This is a genomic window from Marinibacterium sp. SX1, from assembly GCF_050389775.1.
Lineage (GTDB): Bacteria > Pseudomonadota > Alphaproteobacteria > Rhodobacterales > Rhodobacteraceae > Marinibacterium.
In genome coordinates, this window is sequence record NZ_CP177144.1 from 1380001 (window position 1) to 1403814 (window position 23814).

The 23814-nt window shown below is 65.7% G+C and carries 19 protein-coding genes and 2 rRNA genes; 12 read left to right on the plus strand and 9 right to left on the minus strand.

The window, feature by feature from the left end:
• The first annotated feature begins 326 nt into the window (after positions 1–326).
• Positions 327–3142 (plus strand): 23S ribosomal RNA (locus ACK3BB_RS06125).
• A gap of 218 nt (positions 3143–3360) precedes the next feature.
• A 5S ribosomal RNA gene (gene rrf / locus ACK3BB_RS06130) occupies positions 3361–3475 on the plus strand.
• 199 nt (positions 3476–3674) lie between these two features.
• Here rrf and ACK3BB_RS06135 read toward each other — a convergent pair.
• The gene (locus tag ACK3BB_RS06135; protein ID WP_428927841.1) at positions 3675–4277 is read right to left on the minus strand and encodes a hypothetical protein; all 603 of its coding nucleotides are present in this window, start codon (positions 4275–4277) and stop codon (positions 3675–3677) included.
• On the minus strand, positions 4274–5026 hold the full coding sequence (locus ACK3BB_RS06140; protein ID WP_428927842.1) for a hypothetical protein: 753 nt from the start codon (positions 5024–5026) through the stop codon (positions 4274–4276). Before ACK3BB_RS06140 ends, ACK3BB_RS06135 begins: the two co-directional genes overlap by 4 nt.
• Before the next feature lie 68 nt (positions 5027–5094).
• Here ACK3BB_RS06140 and ACK3BB_RS06145 point away from each other — a divergent pair, with 68 nt between their 5' ends.
• Together ACK3BB_RS06145 and ACK3BB_RS06150 are read left to right on the plus strand one after the other, a co-directional pair.
• Entirely contained in the window at positions 5095–5778 is a 684-nt protein-coding gene (locus tag ACK3BB_RS06145) for a hypothetical protein (RefSeq protein ID WP_428927843.1), read from the plus strand.
• Positions 5775–6695: a hypothetical protein gene (locus ACK3BB_RS06150; protein ID WP_428927844.1), complete on the plus strand. Its 921-nt coding sequence runs from the start codon at positions 5775–5777 to the stop codon at positions 6693–6695. The genes ACK3BB_RS06145 and ACK3BB_RS06150 overlap by 4 nt, the downstream gene beginning before the upstream one ends.
• 89 nt (positions 6696–6784) lie before the next feature.
• Here the strand turns inward: ACK3BB_RS06150 and ACK3BB_RS06155 are convergent, their stop codons facing one another.
• The 3 genes from ACK3BB_RS06155 to ACK3BB_RS06165 are packed head-to-tail and all read right to left on the minus strand — an operon-like array spanning position 6785 to position 9886.
• Positions 6785–7825: an ABC transporter substrate-binding protein gene (locus ACK3BB_RS06155; protein ID WP_428927845.1), complete on the minus strand. Its 1041-nt coding sequence runs from the start codon at positions 7823–7825 to the stop codon at positions 6785–6787.
• Positions 7822–9222 (minus strand): sensor histidine kinase, encoded by a 1401-nt coding sequence (locus ACK3BB_RS06160; protein ID WP_428927846.1) that lies wholly within the window; start codon positions 9220–9222, stop codon positions 7822–7824. Before ACK3BB_RS06160 ends, ACK3BB_RS06155 begins: the two co-directional genes overlap by 4 nt.
• On the minus strand, positions 9215–9886 hold the full coding sequence (locus ACK3BB_RS06165; protein WP_428927847.1) for a response regulator transcription factor: 672 nt from the start codon (positions 9884–9886) through the stop codon (positions 9215–9217). The genes ACK3BB_RS06160 and ACK3BB_RS06165 overlap by 8 nt, the downstream gene beginning before the upstream one ends.
• Positions 9887–10082: 196 nt before the next feature.
• Here ACK3BB_RS06165 and ACK3BB_RS06170 point away from each other — a divergent pair, with 196 nt between their 5' ends.
• The 3 genes from ACK3BB_RS06170 to ACK3BB_RS06180 all read left to right on the plus strand — a co-directional run bounded on the left by ACK3BB_RS06170 (position 10083) and on the right by ACK3BB_RS06180 (position 13121).
• The gene (locus ACK3BB_RS06170) at positions 10083–11060 is read left to right on the plus strand and encodes a Bug family tripartite tricarboxylate transporter substrate binding protein (protein WP_428927848.1); all 978 of its coding nucleotides are present in this window, start codon (positions 10083–10085) and stop codon (positions 11058–11060) included.
• An 81-nt stretch (positions 11061–11141) separates the two neighbouring features.
• The gene (locus ACK3BB_RS06175; RefSeq protein WP_428927849.1) at positions 11142–11573 is read left to right on the plus strand and encodes a tripartite tricarboxylate transporter TctB family protein; all 432 of its coding nucleotides are present in this window, start codon (positions 11142–11144) and stop codon (positions 11571–11573) included.
• Positions 11574–11582: 9 nt separating this feature from the next.
• Positions 11583–13121, plus strand: a complete 1539-nt coding sequence (locus ACK3BB_RS06180) for a tripartite tricarboxylate transporter permease (RefSeq protein WP_428927850.1) — start codon at positions 11583–11585, stop codon at positions 13119–13121.
• Positions 13122–13283: 162 nt separating this feature from the next.
• Here the strand turns inward: ACK3BB_RS06180 and ACK3BB_RS06185 are convergent, their stop codons facing one another.
• From ACK3BB_RS06185 to ACK3BB_RS06195, 3 genes are all read right to left on the minus strand, one after another.
• Positions 13284–15059 (minus strand): methyl-accepting chemotaxis protein, encoded by a 1776-nt coding sequence (locus ACK3BB_RS06185; protein WP_428927851.1) that lies wholly within the window; start codon positions 15057–15059, stop codon positions 13284–13286.
• Positions 15060–15078: 19 nt separating this feature from the next.
• The gene (locus ACK3BB_RS06190) at positions 15079–15648 is read right to left on the minus strand and encodes a hypothetical protein (protein WP_428927852.1); all 570 of its coding nucleotides are present in this window, start codon (positions 15646–15648) and stop codon (positions 15079–15081) included.
• A 111-nt stretch (positions 15649–15759) separates the two neighbouring features.
• Entirely contained in the window at positions 15760–16719 is a 960-nt protein-coding gene (locus tag ACK3BB_RS06195; protein WP_428927853.1) for an alpha/beta fold hydrolase, read from the minus strand.
• 264 nt (positions 16720–16983) lie between these two features.
• Here ACK3BB_RS06195 and ACK3BB_RS06200 point away from each other — a divergent pair, with 264 nt between their 5' ends.
• From ACK3BB_RS06200 to ACK3BB_RS06220, 5 genes are all read left to right on the plus strand, one after another.
• The gene (locus ACK3BB_RS06200) at positions 16984–18468 is read left to right on the plus strand and encodes an alkaline phosphatase (RefSeq protein WP_428927854.1); all 1485 of its coding nucleotides are present in this window, start codon (positions 16984–16986) and stop codon (positions 18466–18468) included.
• Between the two features lie 102 nt (positions 18469–18570).
• Entirely contained in the window at positions 18571–19002 is a 432-nt protein-coding gene (locus tag ACK3BB_RS06205; protein ID WP_428927855.1) for a hypothetical protein, read from the plus strand.
• Positions 18995–19768, plus strand: coding sequence for an ABC transporter ATP-binding protein (locus tag ACK3BB_RS06210; protein WP_428927856.1), 774 nt, complete (start codon positions 18995–18997; stop codon positions 19766–19768). The genes ACK3BB_RS06205 and ACK3BB_RS06210 overlap by 8 nt, the downstream gene beginning before the upstream one ends.
• Positions 19765–21105, plus strand: coding sequence for an ABC transporter permease (locus tag ACK3BB_RS06215; protein WP_428927857.1), 1341 nt, complete (start codon positions 19765–19767; stop codon positions 21103–21105). The genes ACK3BB_RS06210 and ACK3BB_RS06215 overlap by 4 nt, the downstream gene beginning before the upstream one ends.
• A 122-nt stretch (positions 21106–21227) precedes the next feature.
• Positions 21228–21854, plus strand: a complete 627-nt coding sequence (locus tag ACK3BB_RS06220; protein ID WP_428927858.1) for a hypothetical protein — start codon at positions 21228–21230, stop codon at positions 21852–21854.
• Here ACK3BB_RS06220 and ACK3BB_RS06225 read toward each other — a convergent pair.
• Positions 21845–23644 (minus strand): alpha/beta hydrolase, encoded by a 1800-nt coding sequence (locus tag ACK3BB_RS06225; protein ID WP_428927859.1) that lies wholly within the window; start codon positions 23642–23644, stop codon positions 21845–21847. The two genes, ACK3BB_RS06220 and ACK3BB_RS06225, sit on opposite strands and share 10 nt — an antisense overlap.
• Between the last annotated feature and the right edge of the window lie 170 nt (positions 23645–23814).

The following is a 23814-nucleotide window of genomic DNA, read 5'->3' on the forward strand; positions in this document are numbered from 1 at the left end:
AGAAGAGGCGGCAGCCGGACCGAGTGCTTCCTCGCTCGTCCGATTGTATCGCGGCTGAAACGAACAGAGTTGTCCAAGTCAAGTACACTAACCAAGGATCCATTGGATCCTGGGCATCGCAAGCGAAAGCACGAGTGGCGATGTTCGGGAGTAATGGATCTGGGATAGTATGCTTTTTGGTCCGGAAACAGGGATCGAGGGTTGTTCCAGCTTCCCATATCGATCGCGATGGATCTTGATCGTTCTACCCGCTACCTTTGGGCACCCATTGCCCTCAAGTAGCAAAGCGGTAGGGCATTATATCATGTCTGTCTCTTTCTGGATCAAATCAAGCGCGAGAAGGGCGTTTGGTGAATGCCTTGGCAGTAAGAGGCGATGAAGGACGTGATACTCTGCGATAAGTCCTGGGGAGCTGAGAATAAGCTTTGATCCAGGAATTTCCGAATGGGGCAACCCACCAGAAAGTTTGTTATAATTGCCTTATGGCAGCTTATAGCGGGCTTAATCTGGTACTTATTACCTGAATACATAGGGTTTTAAGAGCAAACCCGGGGAACTGAAACATCTAAGTACCCGGAGGAAAGGACATCAATAGATACTCCCCTAGTAGCGGCGAGCGAACGGGGACCAGCCGAGCCTTGAGAGTGAGAAGAACATGTTGGGAAGCATGGCCATAGCGGGTGACAGCCCCGTATTCTAAGCTCGATGGGACGTATTAAGTAGGGCGGGACACGTGAAATCCTGTTCGAAGATCGGAGGACCACCTCCGAAGGCTAAGTACTCCTTACTGACCGATAGTGAACCAGTACCGTGAGGGAAAGGTGAAAAGCACCCCGACGAGGGGAGTGAAACAGTACCTGAAACCGAACGCCTACAATCAGTCGGAGCCCTTCGGGGTGACGGCGTACCTTTTGTATAATGGGTCATCGACTTGGTCTCACGTGCAAGCTTAAGCCGTTAGGTGTAGGCGCAGCGAAAGCGAGTCTTAATAGGGCGTCGAGTTCGTGGGATCAGACCCGAAACCGAGTGATCTAGGCATGATCAGGCTGAAGGTTGGGTAACACCAACTGGAGGGCCGAACCCACACCTGTTGAAAAAGGTCGGGATGAATTGTGCCTAGGGGTGAAAGGCCAATCAAACTCGGAGATAGCTGGTTCTCTGCGAAATCTATTTAGGTAGAGCGTCATCCGAATACCCCGGGGGGTAGAGCACTGGATGGGTAATGGGGCCCCACAGGCTTACTGATCCTAACCAAACTCCGAATACCCGGGAGTACTAGATGGCAGACACACTGCGGGTGCTAACGCCCGTAGTGGAGAGGGAAACAACCCTGACCTCCAGCTAAGGCCCCCAATTCATGGCTAAGTGGGAAAGCAGGTGGGACGACCAAAACAACCAGGAGGTTGGCTTAGAAGCAGCCATCCTTTAAAGATAGCGTAACAGCTCACTGGTCTAAACAAGTTGTCCTGCGGCGAAGATGTAACGGGGCTCAAGCCATGAGCCGAAGCTGAGGATGCCGTAAGGCATGGTAGCAGAGCGTAGTGTGACATAGTCTCATGTCTCCTTAGCAGGTTCGCCTGCATTGGAGACAAGAGGCTTTCGATGAAGCCGGGGCGTGAGCCATCCGGTGGAGAGATCACTAGCGAGAATGATGACATGAGTAGCGACAAAGAGTGTGAGAGACACTCTCGCCGAAAGTCCAAGGGTTCCTGCTTAAAGCTAATCTGAGCAGGGTAAGCCGGCCCCTAAGCCGAGGCCGAAAGGCGTAGGCGATGGGAACCAGTTTAATATTACTGGGCCAGGAGGATGTGACGGATCGTGGCGGCGTGCGTATCTTATCGGATTGATGCGTATCCAAGACGGTTCCTGGAAATAGCCCTCCATCAGACCGTACCCTAAACCGACACAGGTGGACTGGTAGAGCATACCAAGGCGCTTGAGAGAACGATGTTGAAGGAACTCGGCAAAATACCTCCGTAAGTTCGCGAGAAGGAGGCCCGGTACATGAGTGCCGGGGGCACAAACCAGGGGGTGGCGACTGTTTATTAAAAACACAGGGCTCTGCGAAGTCGCAAGACGACGTATAGGGTCTGACGCCTGCCCGGTGCCTGAAGGTTAAAAGGAGGGGTGAGAGCTCTGAATTGAAGCCCAGGTAAACGGCGGCCGTAACTATAACGGTCCTAAGGTAGCGAAATTCCTTGTCGGGTAAGTTCCGACCTGCACGAATGGCGTAACGACTTCCCCGCTGTCTCCAACATCGACTCAGCGAAATTGAATTGCCTGTCAAGATGCAGGCTTCCCGCGGTTAGACGGAAAGACCCCGTGCACCTTTACTACAACTTCAGACTGGCAACAGGACTGGGATGTGCAGGATAGGTGGTAGGCTTTGAACCGGGAACGCCAGTTTCCGTGGAGCCTCCCTTGAGATACCACCCTTCGCATTCTTGTTGTCTAACCGCGGCCCGTTATCCGGGTCCGGGACCCTCTGTGGTGGGTAGTTTGACTGGGGCGGTCGCCTCCTAAAGCGTAACGGAGGCGCGCGAAGGTTGGCTCAGAGCGGTCGGAAATCGCTCGTTGAGTGCAATGGCAGAAGCCAGCCTGACTGCAAGACTGACAAGTCGAGCAGAGTCGAAAGACGGCCATAGTGATCCGGTGGTCCCGAGTGGAAGGGCCATCGCTCAACGGATAAAAGGTACGCCGGGGATAACAGGCTGATACTGCCCAAGAGTCCATATCGACGGCAGTGTTTGGCACCTCGATGTCGGCTCATCTCATCCTGGGGCTGGAGCAGGTCCCAAGGGTACGGCTGTTCGCCGTTTAAAGAGGTACGTGAGCTGGGTTTAGAACGTCGTGAGACAGTTCGGTCCCTATCTGCCGTGGGTGTAGGAGACTTGAGAGGAGTTGCCCCTAGTACGAGAGGACCGGGGTGAACGATCCACTGGTGGACCAGTTGTTATGCCAATAGCAGTGCTGGGTAGCTATGATCGGACAGGATAACCGCTGAAGGCATCTAAGCGGGAAGCCCCCCTCAAAACAAGGTCTCCCTGAGGGCCGTGGTAGACGACCACGTCGATAGGCCGGAGGTGTAAGCGTAGCGATACGTTCAGCTGACCGGTACTAATGGCCCGATAGGCTTGATTTGATCCAGTAACAGGCAGACTGTTACCCAAATCAGACCAAATCGCATACACATCACATGATGTACAAAACCTGGACAACACGTTGATATTGACTGCAGGCCGCATGTGACATCCTCACATGCGCGCCTGGAACGTCAACGTGCGCCAACGCGCCTTTTGCCATGCAAAAGACGCTGCCTGGCGCCCGTCGCGCAAAGCGCGACGTTGGCTTTTTACTCGGTTTGGTGGCCATAGCGCGAGCAAAACACCCGGTCCCTTCCCGAACCCGGAAGTTAAGTGCCGCCGCGGCAATGGTACTGCGTCTCAAGACGTGGGAGAGTAGCTCACCGCCAAACCTAGCAAAAAGCCAAGCCTCTCTAAATGATGTAGCAATCAAGATCGCAAACAGCGCCCCAGCAAGGGGCGCTTTTTGCGTTAGGGGATTGGTAAATCTGAATATCGCTGCCTGCGCTCGCGTTGCCCCTGACCGGGCGCCGCCCTTTTGACCCGATGAAACAGGACAGAGCGATGCCGGGCCGTGGGGCAGGGCGCTTATCAGCGTCGCAGGTATTTCATCATGTTGGCCGACACCGGCGCCAGGATTGCGTCACTCGGCCCGCGGACCGAAACTTCGAACTCGGGATCCAAGCTGTTGGAGGTGAAACTGGTGCAATAGACCTGCGTCCGGGACCGGTAGAGACCGGCTTCGAGCGTCAGATCGGCGTAGGCGTTCAGGGGCGCATATTGCCTTTTATCCGGCAGCGGCAGTTCGACAACCGTCTTGCCTTCCAGTTCCAGCCGGGCACCACAGGCCGCCGTGTCATCAAAGACATAGGTCAGGGCAAAGGTGTACGGCCCGCTTTCCGACAGGTCGAGATATCCGTCGAATTCCAGCAACCAGAACCTGTCACTGTATTTCTTCAGCGCCGGTTCCATCGCAAACGGGTCGCGATACCGCACCGGAAAGCCATCCTTCAACAACAGCGTTGCAATCGACCGGCCGCTCGGGCTGTCCGGCTTGCCCGTGTCGGTGATCGGATAGAAATGCATCATCCAGCCGGGCGACAACTTGCCCTGGTCCACCTCCTGGGCTGTGGTGGCCACGGGACCAATCAACGCCAGGGCCGTGGCGACCGCTTTCATCCAGGGTGTCATCATGGGCTCTTCCGTTCTCCGTGGTAGATCGTGGGGCGCAGCGTGTCGCCGTCGTCGTCATAGGTATAGATCGGCGGCGGCGGCCGGGACAGGTCGGCGGCCGGGTCGCGCGTGGTCGGCCCCGTCGGGGCGATGTCCGAATCCCAGGCCGGGCGCAGCACGGTCGGCAGAGCCAGCCGTTCGGCCAGGGCGGGCATGATGCTGGTCAACGCCAGGAACCGGGCTTCTTGCGGGTTGGGGGCCTGAATGGCCATGCCCAGGGCCGTGTCGCCCAGGTAGGCAATCGCCTCGCTTGTGCCCTTGTGGATCATGTCGCTGTCGAAACTGCCGGCCACCCGGGCGTCGAAACTGTCGCGGTCGGCCTCGATGATGGTCATCGGCGTGTTCTTGACCCGCCCCGCGCCCGGCACGCGCCGCAGCGTGACCGCCCCCAGGTCGGTCAGATCCGGCGGCGACCAGGTCAGCATCTCGTTCCAGGCCGTACCGCACGCCCCAGGGCTGTCCGTGGAGACCTGGGCGATGGACAGGTCCATCGTGCGCACCTCGACGTCAAAGACATCGGCCGTTCCCGTCTGGCGCGGGCCGCTGCCCTCGTAGGTCAGGCGGAGGTTCCGGCCGTGCACGTGGCTGGGCAGAAAGATGTAACAGGCCGCGCCATCGTTGAAGAGAAAGCCATGCCCCGCGCCCCGATTGACCGCCACGACCTCGGCCTGGGCCGCGACACATATGACACACCAGGCAATGAGCGACATTGAAATGGAATTGCGCGGCTTCATGATTCGCAGGCACTATCGAATTACTGCCTGAATTAGAGGTGATCATGTGGCGTAACGCAACCGGCTTCCTCCTGGCAGCTTTGGCCGCTTGCCCACTGCGCGCCGAAGAGCTGAACCCGACCAGCCCTCTCAGCGAAAGCCTTGGCGACAAGGCACAGATTTCAGGCAATATTGTCGCCGGTTTCATGTCGGTCGGCCAGCAGGCGGAACACAAACCCCATATCGAAGCCCTTGTGCCCCGGGCCTGGGGCGGAAGCGATGTCTGCCTGACCCTGGTTTCGCAGGACGGGCGCTATGAGGCCTATGGCGAATATGCCGTCCCGGCGAATTGGGCCGGGGGCGTTGTTTCGGTTCCCATTCAGTCAAGATACAATGACTATCTGCGCAGCACGGATCGCGATCATTTCGCTGCCATGCTGAGCCAGGGCCATTGCGACGCCCGTGGCGCGGTCGTCACCCCGCTCAGCTGGAACGAAGAGGTGCCGGGCTCTCCCTCGGATTACGTGCTTTTGGTCAATTCCTACGCCGCCGACGAGGTCTATGTCATTCTGGCCGACGGCGCTGATGTCGATTGCCACAAGACCGGCGCGGCCAATCACGTGGCCTTTGATTTCACCTGTCCGATCCCCGAAAGCGGGCTGGCGGAGGGGGCCGAAATACAGATTAACCGCATCCGTTCGGGCCGCTCCGACCGCCCGCATTTCATCGAGGTCGTGCCCGCCCGATGAATACCGGTCGGACCAGCGGTGCATGGGCCCGGTTTCGCCTTGGTGCGAAAGGCGCGGCCTTTCTGTTTTCCGTTCTGATCGTTCTGATCTGGATTGCCTATTCCCTGCAATTCAAGCAATCCCACGTGATTTCCGTGGCCACGGCCGGGGCCGAAATCACCTTTTCCCGCAACCTGACCAGCCATTGGCGCGTGCCCCGGGCCACGCTTTGCGCGCGCCGTGAAAACCGGCTGCGAACCGGTGCCGTGGAGGAGACAGTTGAACGGGCCTGCGACCCGGTGCTCTTCGAGGAACTGGACCTGTCCGAGGTCGAGATCACCTTTGCAAAGGACGCCCGCCTGCTTTTCGATGCTACCTCCGAGACGGGCACGCTCGACATCCTGTTCCTGGCCGACAATGCGCCGGGCGCCGTGCGGGTGAACGACCTGACGCCCCGGCCCGGGTCGATCCTGAAGGTGCCGGCCGATGCCTGGCGCGCGGCCGGCTCGTTTGCCTTCACCGGCCGGATCGCGATCGGCGAGGTGGCGTCATCGGGGGTGGGGCGGATCGTGCTGAGCGGCCGCTACGAGATCCGCGAGCCACAGGTCTTTGGTACCAGCACGGTCAGCGTGAAATCGGGGGATTTCTTTTCCGGCGACCGCATCCGCATCGTCGATGACAGCGGTGAGGCTTCGGCCGAGGTGACCGGGTTTTTCATAAGCGAGGACAAGGTGATGCGGTTTCAGGTGGTGTCGCCATTGGGGCGCAACCACCTGCGCGTCGACCGGCTGGGCAGCGCGCCGTCGATCATTTCGTCCAACGTTATCGACCGTAGCCTCAGCGATCCCTGGTTGCTGTTCCTCTCGCTGCTGCCGGCGATTGCCCTGACAGTCCTGCAATTGTTCGCGGCCATCGCGCCGGGCCGGCGCGAGCCCTGATCCGGTCTGGCCGAGGCGCACGGGTCGCGGGAAACGCGGGCCGGACCCTTTCCGCGACCACGCGTGAGGCGCTGGATCACGGGCCGGAATCAGGGCGCGGCGACGTTCTGAAAGGCGGTGGACCAGAGGTCGAACAGGCTGGTCCGCCGGTTGGTATCCAGCGCAACCAGCAGGGCCGGGGACAGCGAGATGAACCGCCTGCTGCTGGCCGCCAGGCCGCTTTCGGCCCGGTCAAAGCTCGACAACAGCCCGGCCGCGGCCAGCAGGCCCCGGGCCTCGCTGCCCAGCAGGAATTCCAGCAGGCGGATGCCGGCCTCGCCATTGGGCGCATTGTCGGGGATCATGAAGCCGCGCGACAGGATCAGCGTGTAATCCTCGGGCAGGACCATGCCTAGCCCGGGCGGCGGATTGGCCCCGATGTAGGACCCCAGCACGTTGTAGGCCATGACAAACCGGCCCTCGGCCACGCCGCTGATGATCTCGGTCGAACAGCAGGTGGCCACGGCATCGACCCGGGCCAGACCTTCCAGCATCGAGCCAAAGGTCGTGGCCTCCAGGCTGTCGGAAAAGGCAAAGAGATAGCCCAGCCCCGAGGCCGAGATGTCATAGGTGGCAATGCGACCACGGTAGAATTCCGGGCGCGAGCGCATGGCATCGAGAAGGGCGAACCGGTCGCGGGGGATGTCCTCGCCGGAAATCGCGGCGGTGTTATAGGCGATGACGGCCGGTTCGGTGGTCACGCCCCACAGCTCGTCGCGCCAGCGCCGGGCGGCGGGCAGGGCGGCGGTGGCCGGCGAGCGATAGCGGCGGGCGCAGGCCGCATTGACCAGCCAGACCAGGTGCTGCACGGCCGAGGACAGCACGGCATCGGCCGGCTGGCCCTGGCCCCGGCAGGCCGCGCGGCTGAGGTCGAACAGCGGGTTCGACCCCCATTGTTCATAGGTGATCGCCAGGTCGGGGTTCAGCGCGGCGAAGCGGTCGAGCACCGGCCGCAGGATGCGGATGTCGGTGGTCGAGCGCACCAGCATCGGCGTGTCGCCCTGGCCAAAGGTGGCCGTGGCCTCCTGGGCCAATGCAGGGGCGGTCAGGGGCATAAGGCAAAGACAGATCAGGGCAATCAGGCGGGTCACGGGGCGCTGTCCTCGTCGCTTGGGGTGGGATCGCCGGGCAGGACCAGGGCGGTGCGAAACCCATCGGCCTCGCGGTCCATCGCCACGCGGCCGCCAAAGGCCCGGGCGACCGAGGCCACGATCGACAGGCCCAGCCCGGTGCCTTCCTCGCGCGTGCCGGTCGAGCGGTTGAACCGGTCGCCCAGGCGCTGGCCGATGGTCTCGTCGGGGCCCGCGCCGCTGTCGCGCACCCAGAGCACGGCCATGCCGGCTTCGTGCGAGGCGCCGATGCTGACCGGCGGGCGGCCGTGTTTCAGCGCATTGGCCAGCAGGTTGCGCGCGGCCTCGCCCAGCGAGAAGGCATCGGCCCGGACCATCACGGGCCGGTCGCCGATCTGCAGCCGCACCTCGGCGCCGGGGGCCAGCAGGTCGTGATCGCGGCTTTCGATGATGTCCAGCGCCACCTCGCGCAGGTCGACCGACACGCGTGGGGCGCTGTCGGTGCGATGGATGACCATGGCCCGCGACAGCAGCTGGTCGAGCAGGGCGCCCAGCGACCGCGTGCGCGTCAGCAGCCGGTCGACGGCGCGGTCCCTGGCCTGGGGCGTGGCCGCGTCGCGGGCCGTTTCGGCCTGGACGCGGATCGCCGCTACCGGCGTCCGCAGCTGGTGGGCCGTGTCCGAAATCAGGTTGCGCATGGCCTCGACCTGGGCGTCGATCCGGCCCATGAACCGGTTCATCGCGCCCAGCATCAGCTGCAATTCGCGGGGCAGGCGGTCGGCTTCCATCGGGGTCAGGTCGCGCGGATCGCGCCGGGCCAGGTCCTGGATCAGGGCTTCGAGCGGGTGCAGAGCCGAGCGCACCACCAGCCAGGACATGGCGATCAGCAGCAGGCCGGCCAGGGCCATCGGCCAGAGCGCATCGCCCATCAGCTGCCGGGTCATGGCCACCCGCGCCCGGCGGGTCTGGCCGACGATGACCTCGACCGAGCCCGAGAAATCGCGTTCGGCAAAGAGCCGCGAGACCCGGATGAACCGCGCGGCCTCGCCGTTCAGCGCGCCGTCCCAGTAGACGGGGCCGACGGATTGCGTGCGCGGGGCGGTCACTTCGGCGCTGTCGGTCAGGCCGGTGACGGTGCGCCCGCGGGAATCCCGGACGACGTAATAGACCCGGTCGTCGGGGGCCTGGGCCAGCAGTTGAAAGGCCGAGACGGGCAGGTCGACAAAGGGCGCGCCGTTGCGCAGGCGGATGGATTCGGCGATGTCGGTGGCCGCGCCCAGCAGGATGCGGTCATAGGATTGCCGCGCCGCCCGGCTGCCGTTCCACCAGGTTGCGCTGGTCACCATCACGGCGCCCAGCATCAGGATCAGAAGCACCGCGGCCAGGACCCGGACGGCCAGGCTGCGCGGTTCACTCATCGCGCCCGATCCGATACCCGACCCCCCGCCGCGTGGCGATCGACACGCCGCTGCCGGCAAATTTCTTGCGCAGCCGGGCGATGTAGAGCTCGATGGCATTGACCCCGACATCGGTGTCCTCGAACCCGTAGAGGCTGTCGTAAAGGCGCTCTTTCGACAGGAACTGGCCCTGGTGGCGGATCAGCGCATCCAGCAGGGCAGCCTCGCGCCGGGTCAGGTCCAGCCGGCGGCCGTCCAGCAGGGCGCTGCGATCCTTGGGCGCATAGCTCAGCCCGCCCAGCTGGATCTGTTCCTCCTTTCGGTCGGCCTCGCGCCGGACAAGCGCGCGCAGCCGGGCCTCCAGCTCGCGCTGGTCAAAGGGTTTGCCCAGGTAATCATCCGCGCCCTGGTCCAGCGCTTCGACCCGGTCGTCGACCGAGGCCAGGGCCGTCAGCATCAGCACCGGGGTGCGGTCGGCGGCCGCGCGCATCTCGCGCAGCAGCGACAGGCCCGAGCCGTCGGGCAGGTTGATGTCCAGGATCACGGCATCGTAGCGCTGCACGGCGCGGGCATCGCGGGCGTCCTCGATGCTGGGGGCCAGGTCGCAGACCACCCCGGAGCGGGCCAGGTGGGCGATGACCCCTTCGGCCAGGTCGTCGGCGTCTTCCACCATCAGAATGCGCATGGGGATCCCGTTCTTCGCTGGTTCTTCGCCCGGTCACCGGCGGACCGGGCCGGGGCGAAACTGTCGGCTGGCTGACAGGTTCATGACAGGAACCTTGGTTACACAAGATCGACTCCGCTGGGAAGTGGCCGAGGCCCAAGCCTCGCGGGGGGAAATGCCGGCGCAGAGAGCCGGCATGATCTGAGGAGAGGAACACATGACATTTACCGCAACCCGCGGCGCCCTGGCCGCCGTTGTCCTGTCGCTGTCGGCCTTTGCCGCATCGGCCCAGGAAAACCCCGAATGCATCGCGCCGGCCAACCCGGGCGGTGGCTGGGACTTTACCTGCCGCCAGGTCGGCAAGTCGCTGCAGGACCTGGGCCTGATCGAAAAGACCATGCAGGTCGTTAACCTGGCCGGTGGTGGCGGGGGCGTGGCCTTTGCCGAGGTCGTCAACAAGCGCAATGACAGCAACGACCTGATCGTGGCCGCATCGTCGGCGACGGCGACCCGCCTGGCCCAGGGTGCATACCCGGGCAACACGATGGACCAGGTCCGCTGGCTGGCCTCGATCGGTGCCGATTACGGCGTGATCGCCGTGGCCGCCGACAGCGAGATCGAAACCCTGCCGCAGCTGCTGGACGCCATCAAGGAAGACCCGCGGTCGACCTCGGTTGCCGGCGGTTCGGCCGTGGGCGGCTGGGACCACCTCAAGGTGCTCATCGCGGCCAATGCCTATGGCATCGAAGACGTGCGCGCGGTCAAGTACATCGCCTTCGACGGTGGCGGCGAGGCCGTGACCCAGCTGCTGGCCGGTTCGGTCCAGGCCTTCACCGGCGACATTTCCGAAGCCAAGGGCTTTGTCGACAGCGGTGACATCAAGGTCATCGCCGTGCTGGCACCCGAGCGGCTGGAGGGCGAATTCGCCGATTTCCCGACCGCCAAGGAGCAGGGCATCGACGCGATCGGCGCCAACTGGCGCGGGTTCTACGCCCCCGGCGGCATGACCGACGAAGCCTATGACGCCTGGGTGTCCAAGGTCGGCGATCTCTATGCCTCGGACGAATGGAAAGAGGTCATGGCCGCAAACGGCCTGGCCCCGCTGGACCTGCAGGGCGCGGATTTCCAGAAATTCGTCGAGGATTCGGTTGCCCAGATCCAGTCGATTTCGCGCGAGATCGGCATCATCAAGTAAGCCTGTCGAGCGGCTTTCTACCGGGCGTCGTGCGCAAGCGCGGCGCCCCACCTTACACTGACACCCGAAAAGGAGATTGCCATGAGCGATCGCATCTTCGGGGTCGTCGGCATTCTCCTCGCTATCGGTTACGCAATCGCTGCCCTGGCGATCGAGGAAAGCTTCCTGTCGGATGCCGTCGGCCCAAAGGCCTTTCCCCTGATCATTGCATCCATCCTGGGCCTGTCCAGCCTGGTCATCGCGCTGCGCCCCGATGCAGAACCCGAATGGCCGGCCCTGGGCCGTTTCGTCGAGGTCGCGGCCTCGGTCGTGGTGCTGATCCTCTATGCCGAACTTCTGCCCGTGGCCGGGTTCGTCGTCGCAACGGCATTCGCCGCGGCCTACCTGGCCTGGCGGCTGGGATCGTCGCCGCTTGAATCGGTGGCCGTGGGCATCGGCACGTCGGTCGGCATCTATGTCATCTTCCACCTGGTTCTGGGCCTGTCGCTGGCCCGGGGTCCGCTGGGCTTCTAGGAGGGCGGAATGGACCTTTTTGCATCTCTGGGCGACGGGTTCGCCATTGCACTGACCTGGCAGAACCTGCTGCTGGCTCTGCTGGGCTGTTTCCTCGGCACGATCATGGGCGCGCTGCCCGGGCTTGGCCCGTCGAACGGCGTGGCGATCCTGATCCCGCTGGCCTTCACCATGGGGCTGGGCGCGACGCCTTCGCTGATCCTGCTGACCTCGGTCTATTACGGGGCGATGTACGGCGGGCGGATCTCGTCCATCCTGCTGAACATTCCCGGTGACGAGCCGGCGATGATGACCTGTCTCGACGGGCACCCGATGGCCAAGAAGGGCCTGGCGGGCGAAGCCCTGTCGCTGTCGGGCATCGCGTCCTTCATCGGCGCCTTTCTGGCGACCTGGGGCCTGATCCTGCTGGCCCCGCAGCTGGTCAAGATCGCGCTGCTCTTCGGCCCGGCCGAGTATTTCGCGCTGTTTGCCCTGGCCTTCATGACCCTGGGCGGCGTGTCGTCGACCAACCAGGCGAAATCGGCCTTTGCGGCGGCGCTTGGCCTGGGGCTGGCGACCATCGGTGTCGACACCCAGACCGGCGTGCCGCGGTTCACCTTCGGCGAGGTCCATCTCTATGACGGGCTGGATTTCCTCGTGGCGATCGTCGGTCTTTTCGCCCTGTCCGAGGTGTTCATCTTCCTCGAACATCGCCATGGCGGATCGGATGCCGATGGGCAGAAGATCAAGGTCGGCAAGCTCTACCCGCCGCTGTCGATGATCCGCGAGACCACCCCGACCATGCTGCGGACCTCGGTCCTGGGCTTCATCGCCGGGGTTCTGCCGGGGGCGGGCGCCTCGCTGGGGTCGTTCATTTCCTATTCGATGGAAAAGCGGCTGGTCGACAAGGACGGCACTTTTGGCACCGGTGATCCGCGTGGCGTGGCCGCGCCCGAGGCCGGCAACAATGCCGCGGCCGGTGGCGCCCTGGTGCCGATGCTGGCGCTCGGCGTGCCCGGATCGGGGACCACGGCCGTTCTGCTGGCGGTTCTGCTGGCGCTGAACATCACCCCGGGGCCGCTGCTCTTCACGCAGAACCCGGATGTTGTCTGGGGCCTGATCGCGGCGCTCTTCATCGCCAACTTCATGCTGCTGGCGATGAATATCCCGATGGTCGGCCTGTTCACCCGCGTGCTGATGATCCCCTCGCGGATCCTGATGCCGATCGTGGCGATGGTCAGCTTTGTCGGGATCTATGGCATCTCGGGCTCGACCTTTGATCTGCTGGTGATGATCGGCTTCGGCGTGATGGGCTGGGTGCTGCGCAAGCTGGACGTGCCGCTGGTCCCGATCATCCTGGGCACGCTGCTGGGCAATTCGATGGAAAACAACCTGCGTCGCGCGGTGACCATCGACAACGGCAATTGGTGGACGCTGGTCGACAGCCCCCTGTCCATCGGGCTCTGGGCCATCGCGATCATCGGCTTCCTGCTGCCGCTCCTGATCGGGGGCAAGGTGCGCAAGGGCATGAAACAGCGCCGCGACGAAGAAGGCTCGATCACCGACTGAGTTTGCTCGGCGGGCCCATTTTTCGGCCCGCAACAAGGAAGGCCGCGCGTTCCGCAAGGACGCGCGGCCTATTTCGTTTGCGAGGTGACGGCCAAGCAACAGGACCAGCATCCGGGGCGTTAAGGCCAGCGCCAGGATCCGTCCAAAGGCCGACACGCCGGGTCAGGCGGCGAAGCTGCCCGAGCCGAAATCCGATCCGGCGCCGGTGCCGGCCCCGGTCTTGAAGCGCGACACCAGGTCGGTCAACTCGCGCGATTCGGCTTTCAGCGTATGGGTTGCGGCGGTTGCCTCCTCGACCATGGCCGCGTTCTGCTGGGTCGCGCTGTCCAACTGGTTCATCCCCGCCGTGATTTCGCTCAGACCCTCCGATTGCTCGCGCGCCGAGGTTGCGATGCCGGTGATATGGCGCGAGATCTCGTTGACCTGCGAGACGATCGAGCTCAGCGCTTCGCCCGTGCGTCCGACCAGCGACACGCCCCGTTCCACCTGTTGCGACGCGCCGCCGATCAGCGACTTGATCTCCAGCGCCGCTTCGGAGGACCGTTGGGCCAGGGCGCGGACCTCGGTGGCAACAACGGCAAAGCCCTTGCCCGCCTCGCCGGCCCGCGCGGCCTCGACCCCGGCATTGAGCGCCAGCAGGTTGGTCTGAAAGGCGATGTCGTCGATCACCGCGATGATCTGCTGGATCTGGTTGGAGCTGGTCTCGATCTCGGTCATGGCATCGACCGCGTCGCGCACAACCTCGCCGGACCGATCCGCATCGGACCGGGCCTCGAGGACGATGCCCTCGACCTCCTTGGCCCCATCCGCCGCGGCCTTGATCGAGGTCGTCAGCTCGTCCAGCGCCGCGACTGCCTCTTCCAATGTTGCCGCCTGGGATTCGGTGCGGCTGGAGAGATCGTCGGAGGCGCGGCTGATGTCCTCGGCGCCGTTCAGGATGCTCTGCGCATTGTCCCGCACCGTGATCATCGCCTGTTGCAGCCCCTGGAGGGTCTGGTTGAAATGCTGACGCAGCGGTTCGTATTCCTCGCCGAAGGCGTTCTGGATCGCGCAGGTCAGATCGCCCTCGGCCAGGGCTTCGAGCCCCTTGCTGATGGCCATCACGGCCGCCTGCTGGGCCTCTTGCTGGCGGGCGATCTGGTCATTGGCCGCCTCGGCCCGGGCCGCCGCCTCGCGGGCGATGGAATCGGCCTCCTGCGCCTTGAGCAGTTTCTGGCGCTGGTCTTCCAGCGCGCGGGCAATGCGCCCGACCTCGTCGCCCTTGTCGACATGCGGGACCGTGACGTCGAGATCACCGTCGGACACCCGCATCATCAGCCCGGTCACATCGCCCAGGGGCCGCGACACCCAGCGCCGCATCAGCCAGGCCGTGATCGTCAGGCTGACCGCCAGGATGGCCAGCGAGGTCATCCAGGACTTGCGCGTCTCGGCCTGCATCGCCGCACGCATCGGCGCGATGGTCCAGGCGCTGGTGACCACGCCGACCACCGTGTTGTCGGCCCCCATGGTCACCGGGATGGCCATGCGGAAGCCCGAGGTATCCATCTGCACCGCGCCGGTGGTCCGCGCCTCTTCGGCCAGCGCATCCAACGCCCGGGCCGTCTCGCCGGGCAGGGTGCCGCTTTCGACCACGCCGGCGCCTTCGCCATCGAAGGCACGCATGCCGATCAGCGTTTCGGCATTCGCGGCCTGAAGGCTTTCGAACCCGGCCAGGATCTTGTCATGCTTGCCGAAACGCAGGGCCCCGGCGGCATTGGCGGCCAGGCCCTCTGTGGCGAGATGGGCATGATCCAGCAGCTGTTCCTCGGACATGCGATGGATCAGCCGGGAGGACTGGACCGACATGATCACGGTCACGGTGGCGGCACTGACCAGCACCAGCAGCAGGGCCTTCACGAAGATCGGCATGCCGGCCAGTCGTTTCTTCTGAAGTGTCATCGTCCAATCCTCCGACAGGTCACATCAGCGCTTCGGCATTCACGCCAACGGTCATCGCGCCGACGACCTCGCCGGTGTCGCCATCGACCAGCGGAATCGAGATCTGGCCCTGGTAGATCTGGGCGGATTCATCGAATTCGACATCGCCGATATGCACCGCCGATGCGCCATGGGGATAGGTTTCGGTGAACTTCGCCTCGTCGCCCTGCCACATGTCCGAGGTCGCGCTGGAGGCCGCGACGTTCAGCCCGTGTTCGTCCATGATGAAGATCTCGGTGATCGCGCCTCCGGCCTCGCCCATCCGCTCGCGCAGGAAGTCGGCGGCCGAATTGTTCAGCACGGGCGTGATCGTCGGCGTGTCGCTGGCGCCGATCTCGGCCCGCCAGGCGCGATCCAGGTCGTCGATCTGGGCGCCGGTCAGCCCGGCATGTCGCGTGTTCTGGGCCCGCACCGCCGCGATCAGGATCGGGTCGCTGGCCCAGGGCCGGATCTCGACCTCGAGGAAATCGTGCATGATGGGGGTGAATTCATCGGCCAGCGCGGGCAGGCCGAACGCGGCCAGGATGGCCGCGATGGAAAAGAGTCGCATATGCTGGAAACCTCCGTCGCATGCTTCAGCACCCGAGGCATATCCGCGAAGTCCTGCGACCTTCTTAACGCGCGCATTTTAATGACCCGGCCGCGCGCCCCGGGTGCGGGATCAGGCCGTCCGACGCCCGGCCATGCGCCGGACAAAGGCCGCGCATTCGGTCGGGGCAGTGATCGGCAGCATATGCCCTCGACCGGGCAAGGCGCTGAATTGCAGTCCGAATTCTTCCATCGGCCGACCCTGGACCTGCGGATCCAGGATGGCGTCCTCGACGCCAAAGAGCACCCCGCCGGGGGCCTTCAGCCCAGTCGCGTAATCGGGGCAGAGCGCGGCGATGCCATCGGCCGCGGCGTAATCCTCGACCGAGGCGATGAAGGCTTCGGGCCGCAGGCCCAGCCCGGCGCCGCCGCGTTCGAGGAAATCCGATGGCCAGGGTTCGGGGTGAAAGACCAGGCCCAGGGTTTCGATCGCCCCGGCCCGGGCCATGGGCACGGCCCAGGTATGGGCCAGCAGGTTGCGCTGCCAGATGCGCGGCACGTCGAGCCCGTCAAAGGCCGGGGCGGGCGTGTCGTCGGGGCGGGTCAGGGGGGCCAGCAGGGCCAGGCAGGACACGGCATCGGGCCGTTCCAGCGCCATGGCCAGGGCCACGGCCCCGCCCAGCGAATGGCCGACAAGGCCGGGGCGGGCGATGTCGAGCCGGTCGAGCAGGGCCCAGATCATGCGGGCCTGTTCGGGCAGTTCGGCGGCGCCCGGATCGTCGCGCCGGGAATAGCCGCAGCCGGGCCGGTCGATCACGATCAGCCGGAAATCACCCTGCAGCAGCCCGGTCATGGCATAGGTGAAATGATGCATCTGGCCGCCCAGCCCGTGGATCATGACCAGCGCCGGCGCGTCGCGCGGGCCGAGATCGAGGTAATGGATCGCCCCGCCGGGCAGTTCGGCCAGGGTACCGGCCATCGGCACGCTGCGCCGGGCCTCCTCGGCCAGGGCGCGGGTCTTGCGGTTGCCGGCCAGAAGGCCAAGCCCGGCAACCAGGATCAGGGCGACAAGGATCAGCAGGACGATCTGCATCGGGAGGGCTCCGGTCGGGGCGTGGCAGGGCAAGGCGGGACGGGGCAGAACGAAGTCACGGGGCGAGACTGGCAGATTGTCCGGGCTTTTCAAGGGGGCAGGGCGGAATGAAATGCGGGCGGTCCCGCCCGGAGGGATCGGCACCCCGGTAGGTGATATGTTATAACGTAACCTAATGTTTCCACAGGAAAATTCGGCATGTTTGATCATTCTGTTACACGCCGGCCCTACACCGCGCCCATCCTCTAATCCATGGAGATGGACATGAAAAAGACGCTGACGCTGGCCGCCATGCTGGCCGGCTCCGCCGCATTCGCCCAGGACCTGCCGCAGCAGTCCAGCACCTGGTTCACGGACGCCCAGGCAATGCTGGAAACGCACCTGGCCCGTACCGCCAACACGGCCACGGCCAAGAACGTCATCGTTCTGGTTGCCGATGGCAACGGCGTGGGCACCAACTATGCCACGCGCGTCTTCATGGGCCAGCAGAACGGTGCGCTGGGTGAAGAATGGGTCATGCCCTACGAGCAGCCCGAATTCTACAGCGCCCTGGTCAAGACCTACAACATCAACGCCCAGACCCCGGATTCGGCTCCGACGGCCGGCGCCATGAACTCGGGCGTCAAGCAGCGCTTCAACCTGATCAACCTGGGCGAAGACGGCATCCACGACGATTGCTCGACCGAAGCCGACAACAAGCTGACGATCTTCTCGGAAATCGTGTCGGGCATGGACAAGTCGGTGGGCATCGTGTCGACCGCGCGCATCACCCATGCCACCCCGGCGGCCGTTTATGCCAAGACCGCCAACCGCAACTGGGAAGATGCCGTGCCCGAGGGCTGTGAGGGCTCGAAGGACATCGCGACCCAGCTGATCGACGCCATGGAAGCCGGCACGATCGACTTTGCCATGGGCGGCGGCGGCCGTTACTTCCTGCCCGACGGCACCGAGCTGGGCGGCCTGTCCGGCCGGCGCGCCGACGGCGTGAACCTGGTCGAGCGGGCCGAGGGCCTGGGCGCGGCCTTTGTCACCGACCAGGCCGGTTTCGACGCGCTGGACCTGACGGCCGACGCGCCGATCCTGGGGCTCTATGAAAACAGCCACATGATGTACGAGGTCGACCGCGCCGACGAGCCGTCGCTGGCCGAGATGACCAAGGCGGCCATCGAGTACCTGTCGAAGAACGAGAACGGCTATTACCTGGAAATCGAGGCCGGCCGTGTCGACCACGCCAACCATGCCGGCAACGCCGCCCGCACCCTGACCGACGGCGTGGCCTTTGCCGAAGCCGTGGCCATGGCCGACGAGCTGACCTCGGACGAGGACACGCTGATCATCGTCACCGCCGACCATGAACATGCCATCGCCTTCAACGGCTATTGCGGCCGTGGCTCGGACATCCTGGGCCTGTGCATGGGCGTGTCGCAGACCGGCATCGAGCACAACGGCGAGCCGAACCTGGCCGCCGATGGCAAGCCCTACACTGTCGTGGGCTACCTGAATGGCTCGGGCTCGGTCCTGGTCGAACAGGAAGACGGCACCTATTCGGGCGCCCGCCCGGACGTGACCCAGGAAGAAGCCACCGACGTGGATTACGTCCAGCAGACGCTGATCCCGATGTCGTCGGAAACCCATTCGGGCGAAGACGTGGCGATCTATGCCAAGGGCCCCTGGGCGCATCTGTTCGATGGCACGATCGAACAGAACTACATCTTCCACGTGATGAACCACGCCGTCACCGCCGAGTGATCACGCGACCGTGACGTTTTGGGGGAGGGCCGCGCCGTCGGCCCTCTTCTACATTCCGACGGGCGGGACAGCCCGATTCGGCCCCAGATGAAGGAGATGCCCATGCTTCTCGACCGCCGCATGTTCCTGGCCGGATCGGCCAGCCTGGCCGCCACCGGCCCGGCCCTCGCCGCCGATGACCCGATCAAGCTGCGCGAGCTTTACAACAAGGACCGCAGCTTTTCCGACCTGGCCCTGTCGCTGGAAGGCCGGCGCGTGGCCGTCGACGGGTACATGGCCCCGCCGCTGAAGGCCGAAAGCAGCTTTTTCGTGCTGACCAAGATGCCCATGTCGGTCTGCCCCTTCTGCGAGACCGAGGCTGAATGGCCGGCCGACATCCTGGCGATCTATACCAAGCGCATGGTCGATGTCGTGCCGTTCAACGTGCGGATCGTGACCCGCGGCGTGCTGGAACTGGGCACGTTCCGCGACCCCGAGACCGGTTTCCTGAGCCGGGTCCGGCTGGGAGACGCGGTGTACGAACGCAATGCCTGACGACGGGACGGGCGCGGCGGAACCCGGGCCGGGGATTGGGCATGGGTCCGGCAACGGGCCGGGGATCGGGCATGCGGGCGGCAACGGGCCGGCCGGAGGGCTGGAGATCGCCGGGCTGGTGGTGCCGGGCCGGGGCAGGCGGGTGATCCTGGAGGTCGAGGCCCTGACGCTGGGCGCCGGCCAGAGCCTGGGCATCCGCGGGCCGTCGGGGGCGGGGAAATCGACGCTGTTGCATGCCATGGCCGGGCTGATCGACAGGGCGCGCGGGCGCGTGGCCTGGGACGGGACCGACATCATGGGGCTTTCGCCCGACCGGCGCGGGGCGTTCAGGGCGCGGCACATGGGCCTGGTGTTCCAGGATTTCCTGCTCTTCGAAGAGCTGTCGGGGCTCGACAATGCTGCCCTGCCAGCGCTGTTCGCGCCACGTGGCGCGCGGGCCGGCATCACCGCCCGCGCCCGGGACCTGCTCGACCGGCTCGGCCTGGCCGAGCCCGCTCGCGGCGTCGATACCTACTCGGGCGGCGAGCGCCAGAGGGTGGGCGTGGCCCGGGCCCTGGCCAATGACGCGCGCATCCTGCTGGCCGACGAACCCACGGCCAGCCTGCACCGCGATGCGGCCGACGCGTTGATCGACGACCTGGTCCGGCTGGTCACGGAGGGCGGGCGCACGCTGGTCGCCGTCAGCCACGATCCGGCGCTGCTGGCCCGGATGGATCGGGTCATCACCATTGCCGACGGGCGGATCGCCCCGGGAGGCCCGGCATGAGCGATCTGTGGGACGGGCTGAGCCCCTGGACCCAGGATGCCCTGTGGTTGCTGGCCCTGCTGCTGCCGGCCCTGGTCACCGGGGTGGTGGTCCTGCGCGGGCTGCGGCCCTGGCCGTTGGTCCGGGCCATGCTCTGGCGGTTTCGCGGGGTCAACGCGCTGTTTGTCCTGCTGATCGCCGTGGCCGTCGGCCTGGGCATTGCCCTGCTGGCCCAGGAACGCGGCCTGCGGGCGGGCACGGCCGCCGCGGCCGACAAGTTCGACATGGTCGTCGGCGCGCCGGGCAGCGAAATGACCCTGCTGTTTGCCGCCGTCTACCTGCAGCCCAGCGATGTCGGCCTGCTGTCGGGCGCGGCCTTTGACGAGATCGCCAGCCATCCCAGCGTGTCCCTGGCTGCGCCGCTGGGCTTTGGCGACAGCTTTGCCGGGGCGCCGGTCGTGGGCACGGTGGCCGATTTCGTGCATCACCTGGGCGAGGGCCGGATCGAAGGCCGGATCTTCAAGACCAGCGGCGAGGCCGTGGCCGGGGCGCTGGCCCCCGTCGGCCTTGGCGAGCGGTTCGAGCCGACCCATGGCATGGGCGACCTGGCCACCGAGGCCGACAACCTGCATGCCCATGCGGGCGCCGGGTTCGAGGTGGTCGGCCGGCTGCCGCCCACGGGCACACCCTGGGACCGGGCGTTGATCGTGCCGATCGAAGCGGTCTGGGAAGTCCACGGCCTGGCCAATGGCCATGCGCCCGACCCGGCCGACCCCGGCGCGGCCACGCGCATCGGCCCGCCCTTCGATGCGGCCTATTTCCCGGGCACGCCGGCGGTTGTCGTGCGGTCGGAGACGCTTTGGGCCAATTACGCCCTGCGCCAGGCCTTTACCCGTGATGCCGAGATGATGGCCTTCTTCCCCGGGGCCGTCCTGGCCCAGCTGTACCGGGTGATGGGCGACGTGCGCCAGGCCATGTCGGCCATGGCCATGGTCTGCCAGGTGCTTGTCGCGGCCAGCGTGCTGACGGGCCTGATGATCCTGATCCGCCTGTTCCGCCGCCAGCTGGCCCTGCTGCGGGCGCTGGGCGCGCCGGGGCGGTTCGTGCTGGCCGTGGTCTGGTCCTATGCCGCGACGCTGCTGGCCTGTGGCGGGATGCTGGGCCTGGTGCTGGGCTGGCAGGCCGCCGGGATCTTCAGCCGCCTCCTGTCGCGGCGGATGGATATCGCCATCTCGGCCCCGCTGGCCTGGCCCGAACTGCACGTGCTGGCCGCTTTCATGGGCCTGGCCAGCCTGCTGGCCCTGGTGCCCGCCCTGGCCATGCGCCGCGGATCGATCACCGAGGCCCTGCGCAGCTGACCCCTTGCCCGGCGGATGGGCCGGGCAGGGCCGCAGGCCCCCGGCGCGCACGGTTTCCGTTTGCCAGACGCGCCGGCCGGGATAAACCGGAGGCAGTGTTCCCGGACCGAGTTCCCGTTACGATGACCAGACCCATCCAGACCACTGCCGAAACCCGCGAGCTGTTCCATGTCTGCATGGTCCTGCAGGGGCGCATCGATTCCATCTGGGAACGGCTGGTCTATACCCATGCGGCCATTGCCACGGTCATGGCCTTCCTGTCCGAGAACTTTAACCCCGACGCGTCCTACTACGTGACCCGCTCGGTGGTCTTTGCCTTCTACACGGTCAACCTGCTGATCGCCCTGGCCGCCATGTGGGAAAGCTATCGCGGGTTGCAGGCCGGGCTGGCCGATCTCCGGGTCGCCCACGAGGGCGAAGGGCTGAGCCACATGGACCGCTGGATGCTCAAGCTGGATTACCGCAGCCACCCCTGGCGGCGGGTGGCGATGTTGGGCGTGGTCTGGCTGGTGCTGGGCTACCTGCTGTTCGAGCCGCTCTGCGGGGTGGATTTCGGCACCGAATGGGGGATCTGCGCGGAAAACCGGCAGGAGGCCGAGGAATTCTTCGAGGCCCTGAGGAAAGCCGAGGAAAAAGCGGCCGCGCCGGGAACGGTTCCGGCTACTCCAGCCCCGGCCATTCCAGCCCCGGCCATTCCGGCCCCGGCAGGGGAAACACCCCCGGCCGCAGCGCCCGCCGATCAGGGCTGAAACAGGCGCAGCAGCGCCGGTTCGAGCCGGGCGCGCAGGCCCTGGTCGGTGACCACCGCCGCCAGGATGCCCTGGATGCGCCCGGGATCGACGATGCCCGCCCGGCGCAGGTGCGACAGGGCATCGATCATGCCCTCGGTTTCGCAGCTGCCTTCGCGGTAGAGCCAGGCCCCGCCGGCCGCGCCCGTCCCCGGCGCCGGTTCCAGGCCACAGCGCCTGTCGGGCGCCGCATCGCGCCAGAACAGCGCGACGATATCGGCCAGGGCCGAGCTTTCATCGGCGAAATAGCTGTGGGCGAGCATGTCCTCGCCCAGTTCGGACATGTCGATGCTGTCGATGTTCTCGTCCACCAGCGTGACCGCTCCGCCCTGGCCGGCCCGGGGCGCATTGCCATGCAGCTTGCGCGACGACACCAGCGCCCAATCCTGCTCCGAGGCATAAAGCGTCAGTCGCCGGGCGATCGGCCGGATCGTCCGGGCCATGCGGGCGAAGAGCCCGGCATCGACATCGGGCGCGGCAAAGACCACCTGGCCGAACATCGGATCGTCACCGGCCTGCACCCCGTGTTGCAGGGCCAGGATTTCCAGCGCATCGGTCAGCGCCCGGTTGCCCATGGAATGGGCCACGATATGGATCGTCTCGGCCCCCGACCGGGCGGCGAGGTCTTCGAGGAACCCGGCCAGCCGCCTGCCGCTCAGCCGGACCACGGCGGTGTCGGCCACATAGGCCAGGGTCGATCCGCGCGAGGGCCAGGAATAGAGGATCGGCACGGCGGGATAATTCATGTCATAGGCCATCTGCGCGGCCCGCCGGGCGGCCTGGTCGAAGGTCACGTTATAGCCGTGGATGAAGACAAAGGCTTCGGTGGTTTCGCCGTCGAACTCGCCGGACAGCCGGTCGAAGAAGGCCGCATCCTCCATCCGGGTGACCGACTGCAGCACCACGTGGCGCGACGGGTCGGGCCGCAGTTCGAGCCGCCAGATCGACGGGCTTTCGACCATGCCCGGCACGTGGCTGGCCGGCACCGTCACCCGGGCCACGCCCAGGTCCAGCTCACCCCGCCCGGCGCCATAGGTCAGCGCCGGCGCGTCGCCGGGGTGCTCTTCGGGCGCACGGTCGGTCGCATAATAGACATCGATGCTGTGGAACTCTCCGGCCGCGCCCCGCACGCCGCTCTTGGTATCGGTCGGAGCCAGAACGGCCTCGGCCCGGTCGCGGGCGCGTTCGGCCAGGTCGAGATCGCCCAGCGTCTCGGAGATACGGGCAAAGTCGCGAAACCCTTGGGCCACGACCTGCGGCGGATAGGCCCGGTCGAGCAGGACAGCCAGCCGCTCATCGGCCGCGACCTGGGCGCCATCGAGGTCGCCGGCGGTCTCATAGAGCCCCCGGGCCCGGGCAAAGAGCGCCGCCGGGTCCTCGTCCAGCGCCGGGCTGCGCAGGGCCAGGGCGGCCATCTGCATCGTCAGCGCGGCACGGGCGGCGGGATCGGCGGTCAGCTCGGCCTGCAGGGCGAGCAGGTCAAAGACCAGCCGGGCATCGGGATCGGGCGCGGCCTGCAGCGCGGCAAGTGTGGCGGCCAGCGCGGGCAGCGCGGCGGGCGGATCGGTCTGGGCCAGGTAGTTCAGATCCAGCAGGGCCGCGGCGGTGACCGGCGCCGCAGCGGGCGGGGCGGCACGCGTGGTGGTCTGGGCCGCTTCGGGCGGGACCGTGGGCGTGGTGGCCTGGGCCAGCGCGGCCCCGGCGCCCAGGCCGAGACACAGGAAGGGGGCAAGGCAAGTCCGGGGGATCATGGGAAACAGCCTTTCGGCAACAATCGCGACACCTTTGCACAGGTTAACAAGCAAGCTGCGCGCGGAACAAGCCGCAAGCCCGCCCGGAAGCGTCTTTGCCGTTGTGCGGTGGGGGCGGGCGGCTATTCTTGCCCTTGGGTCACCTTGCCGGGGCGCATGCCCCGGGGCGA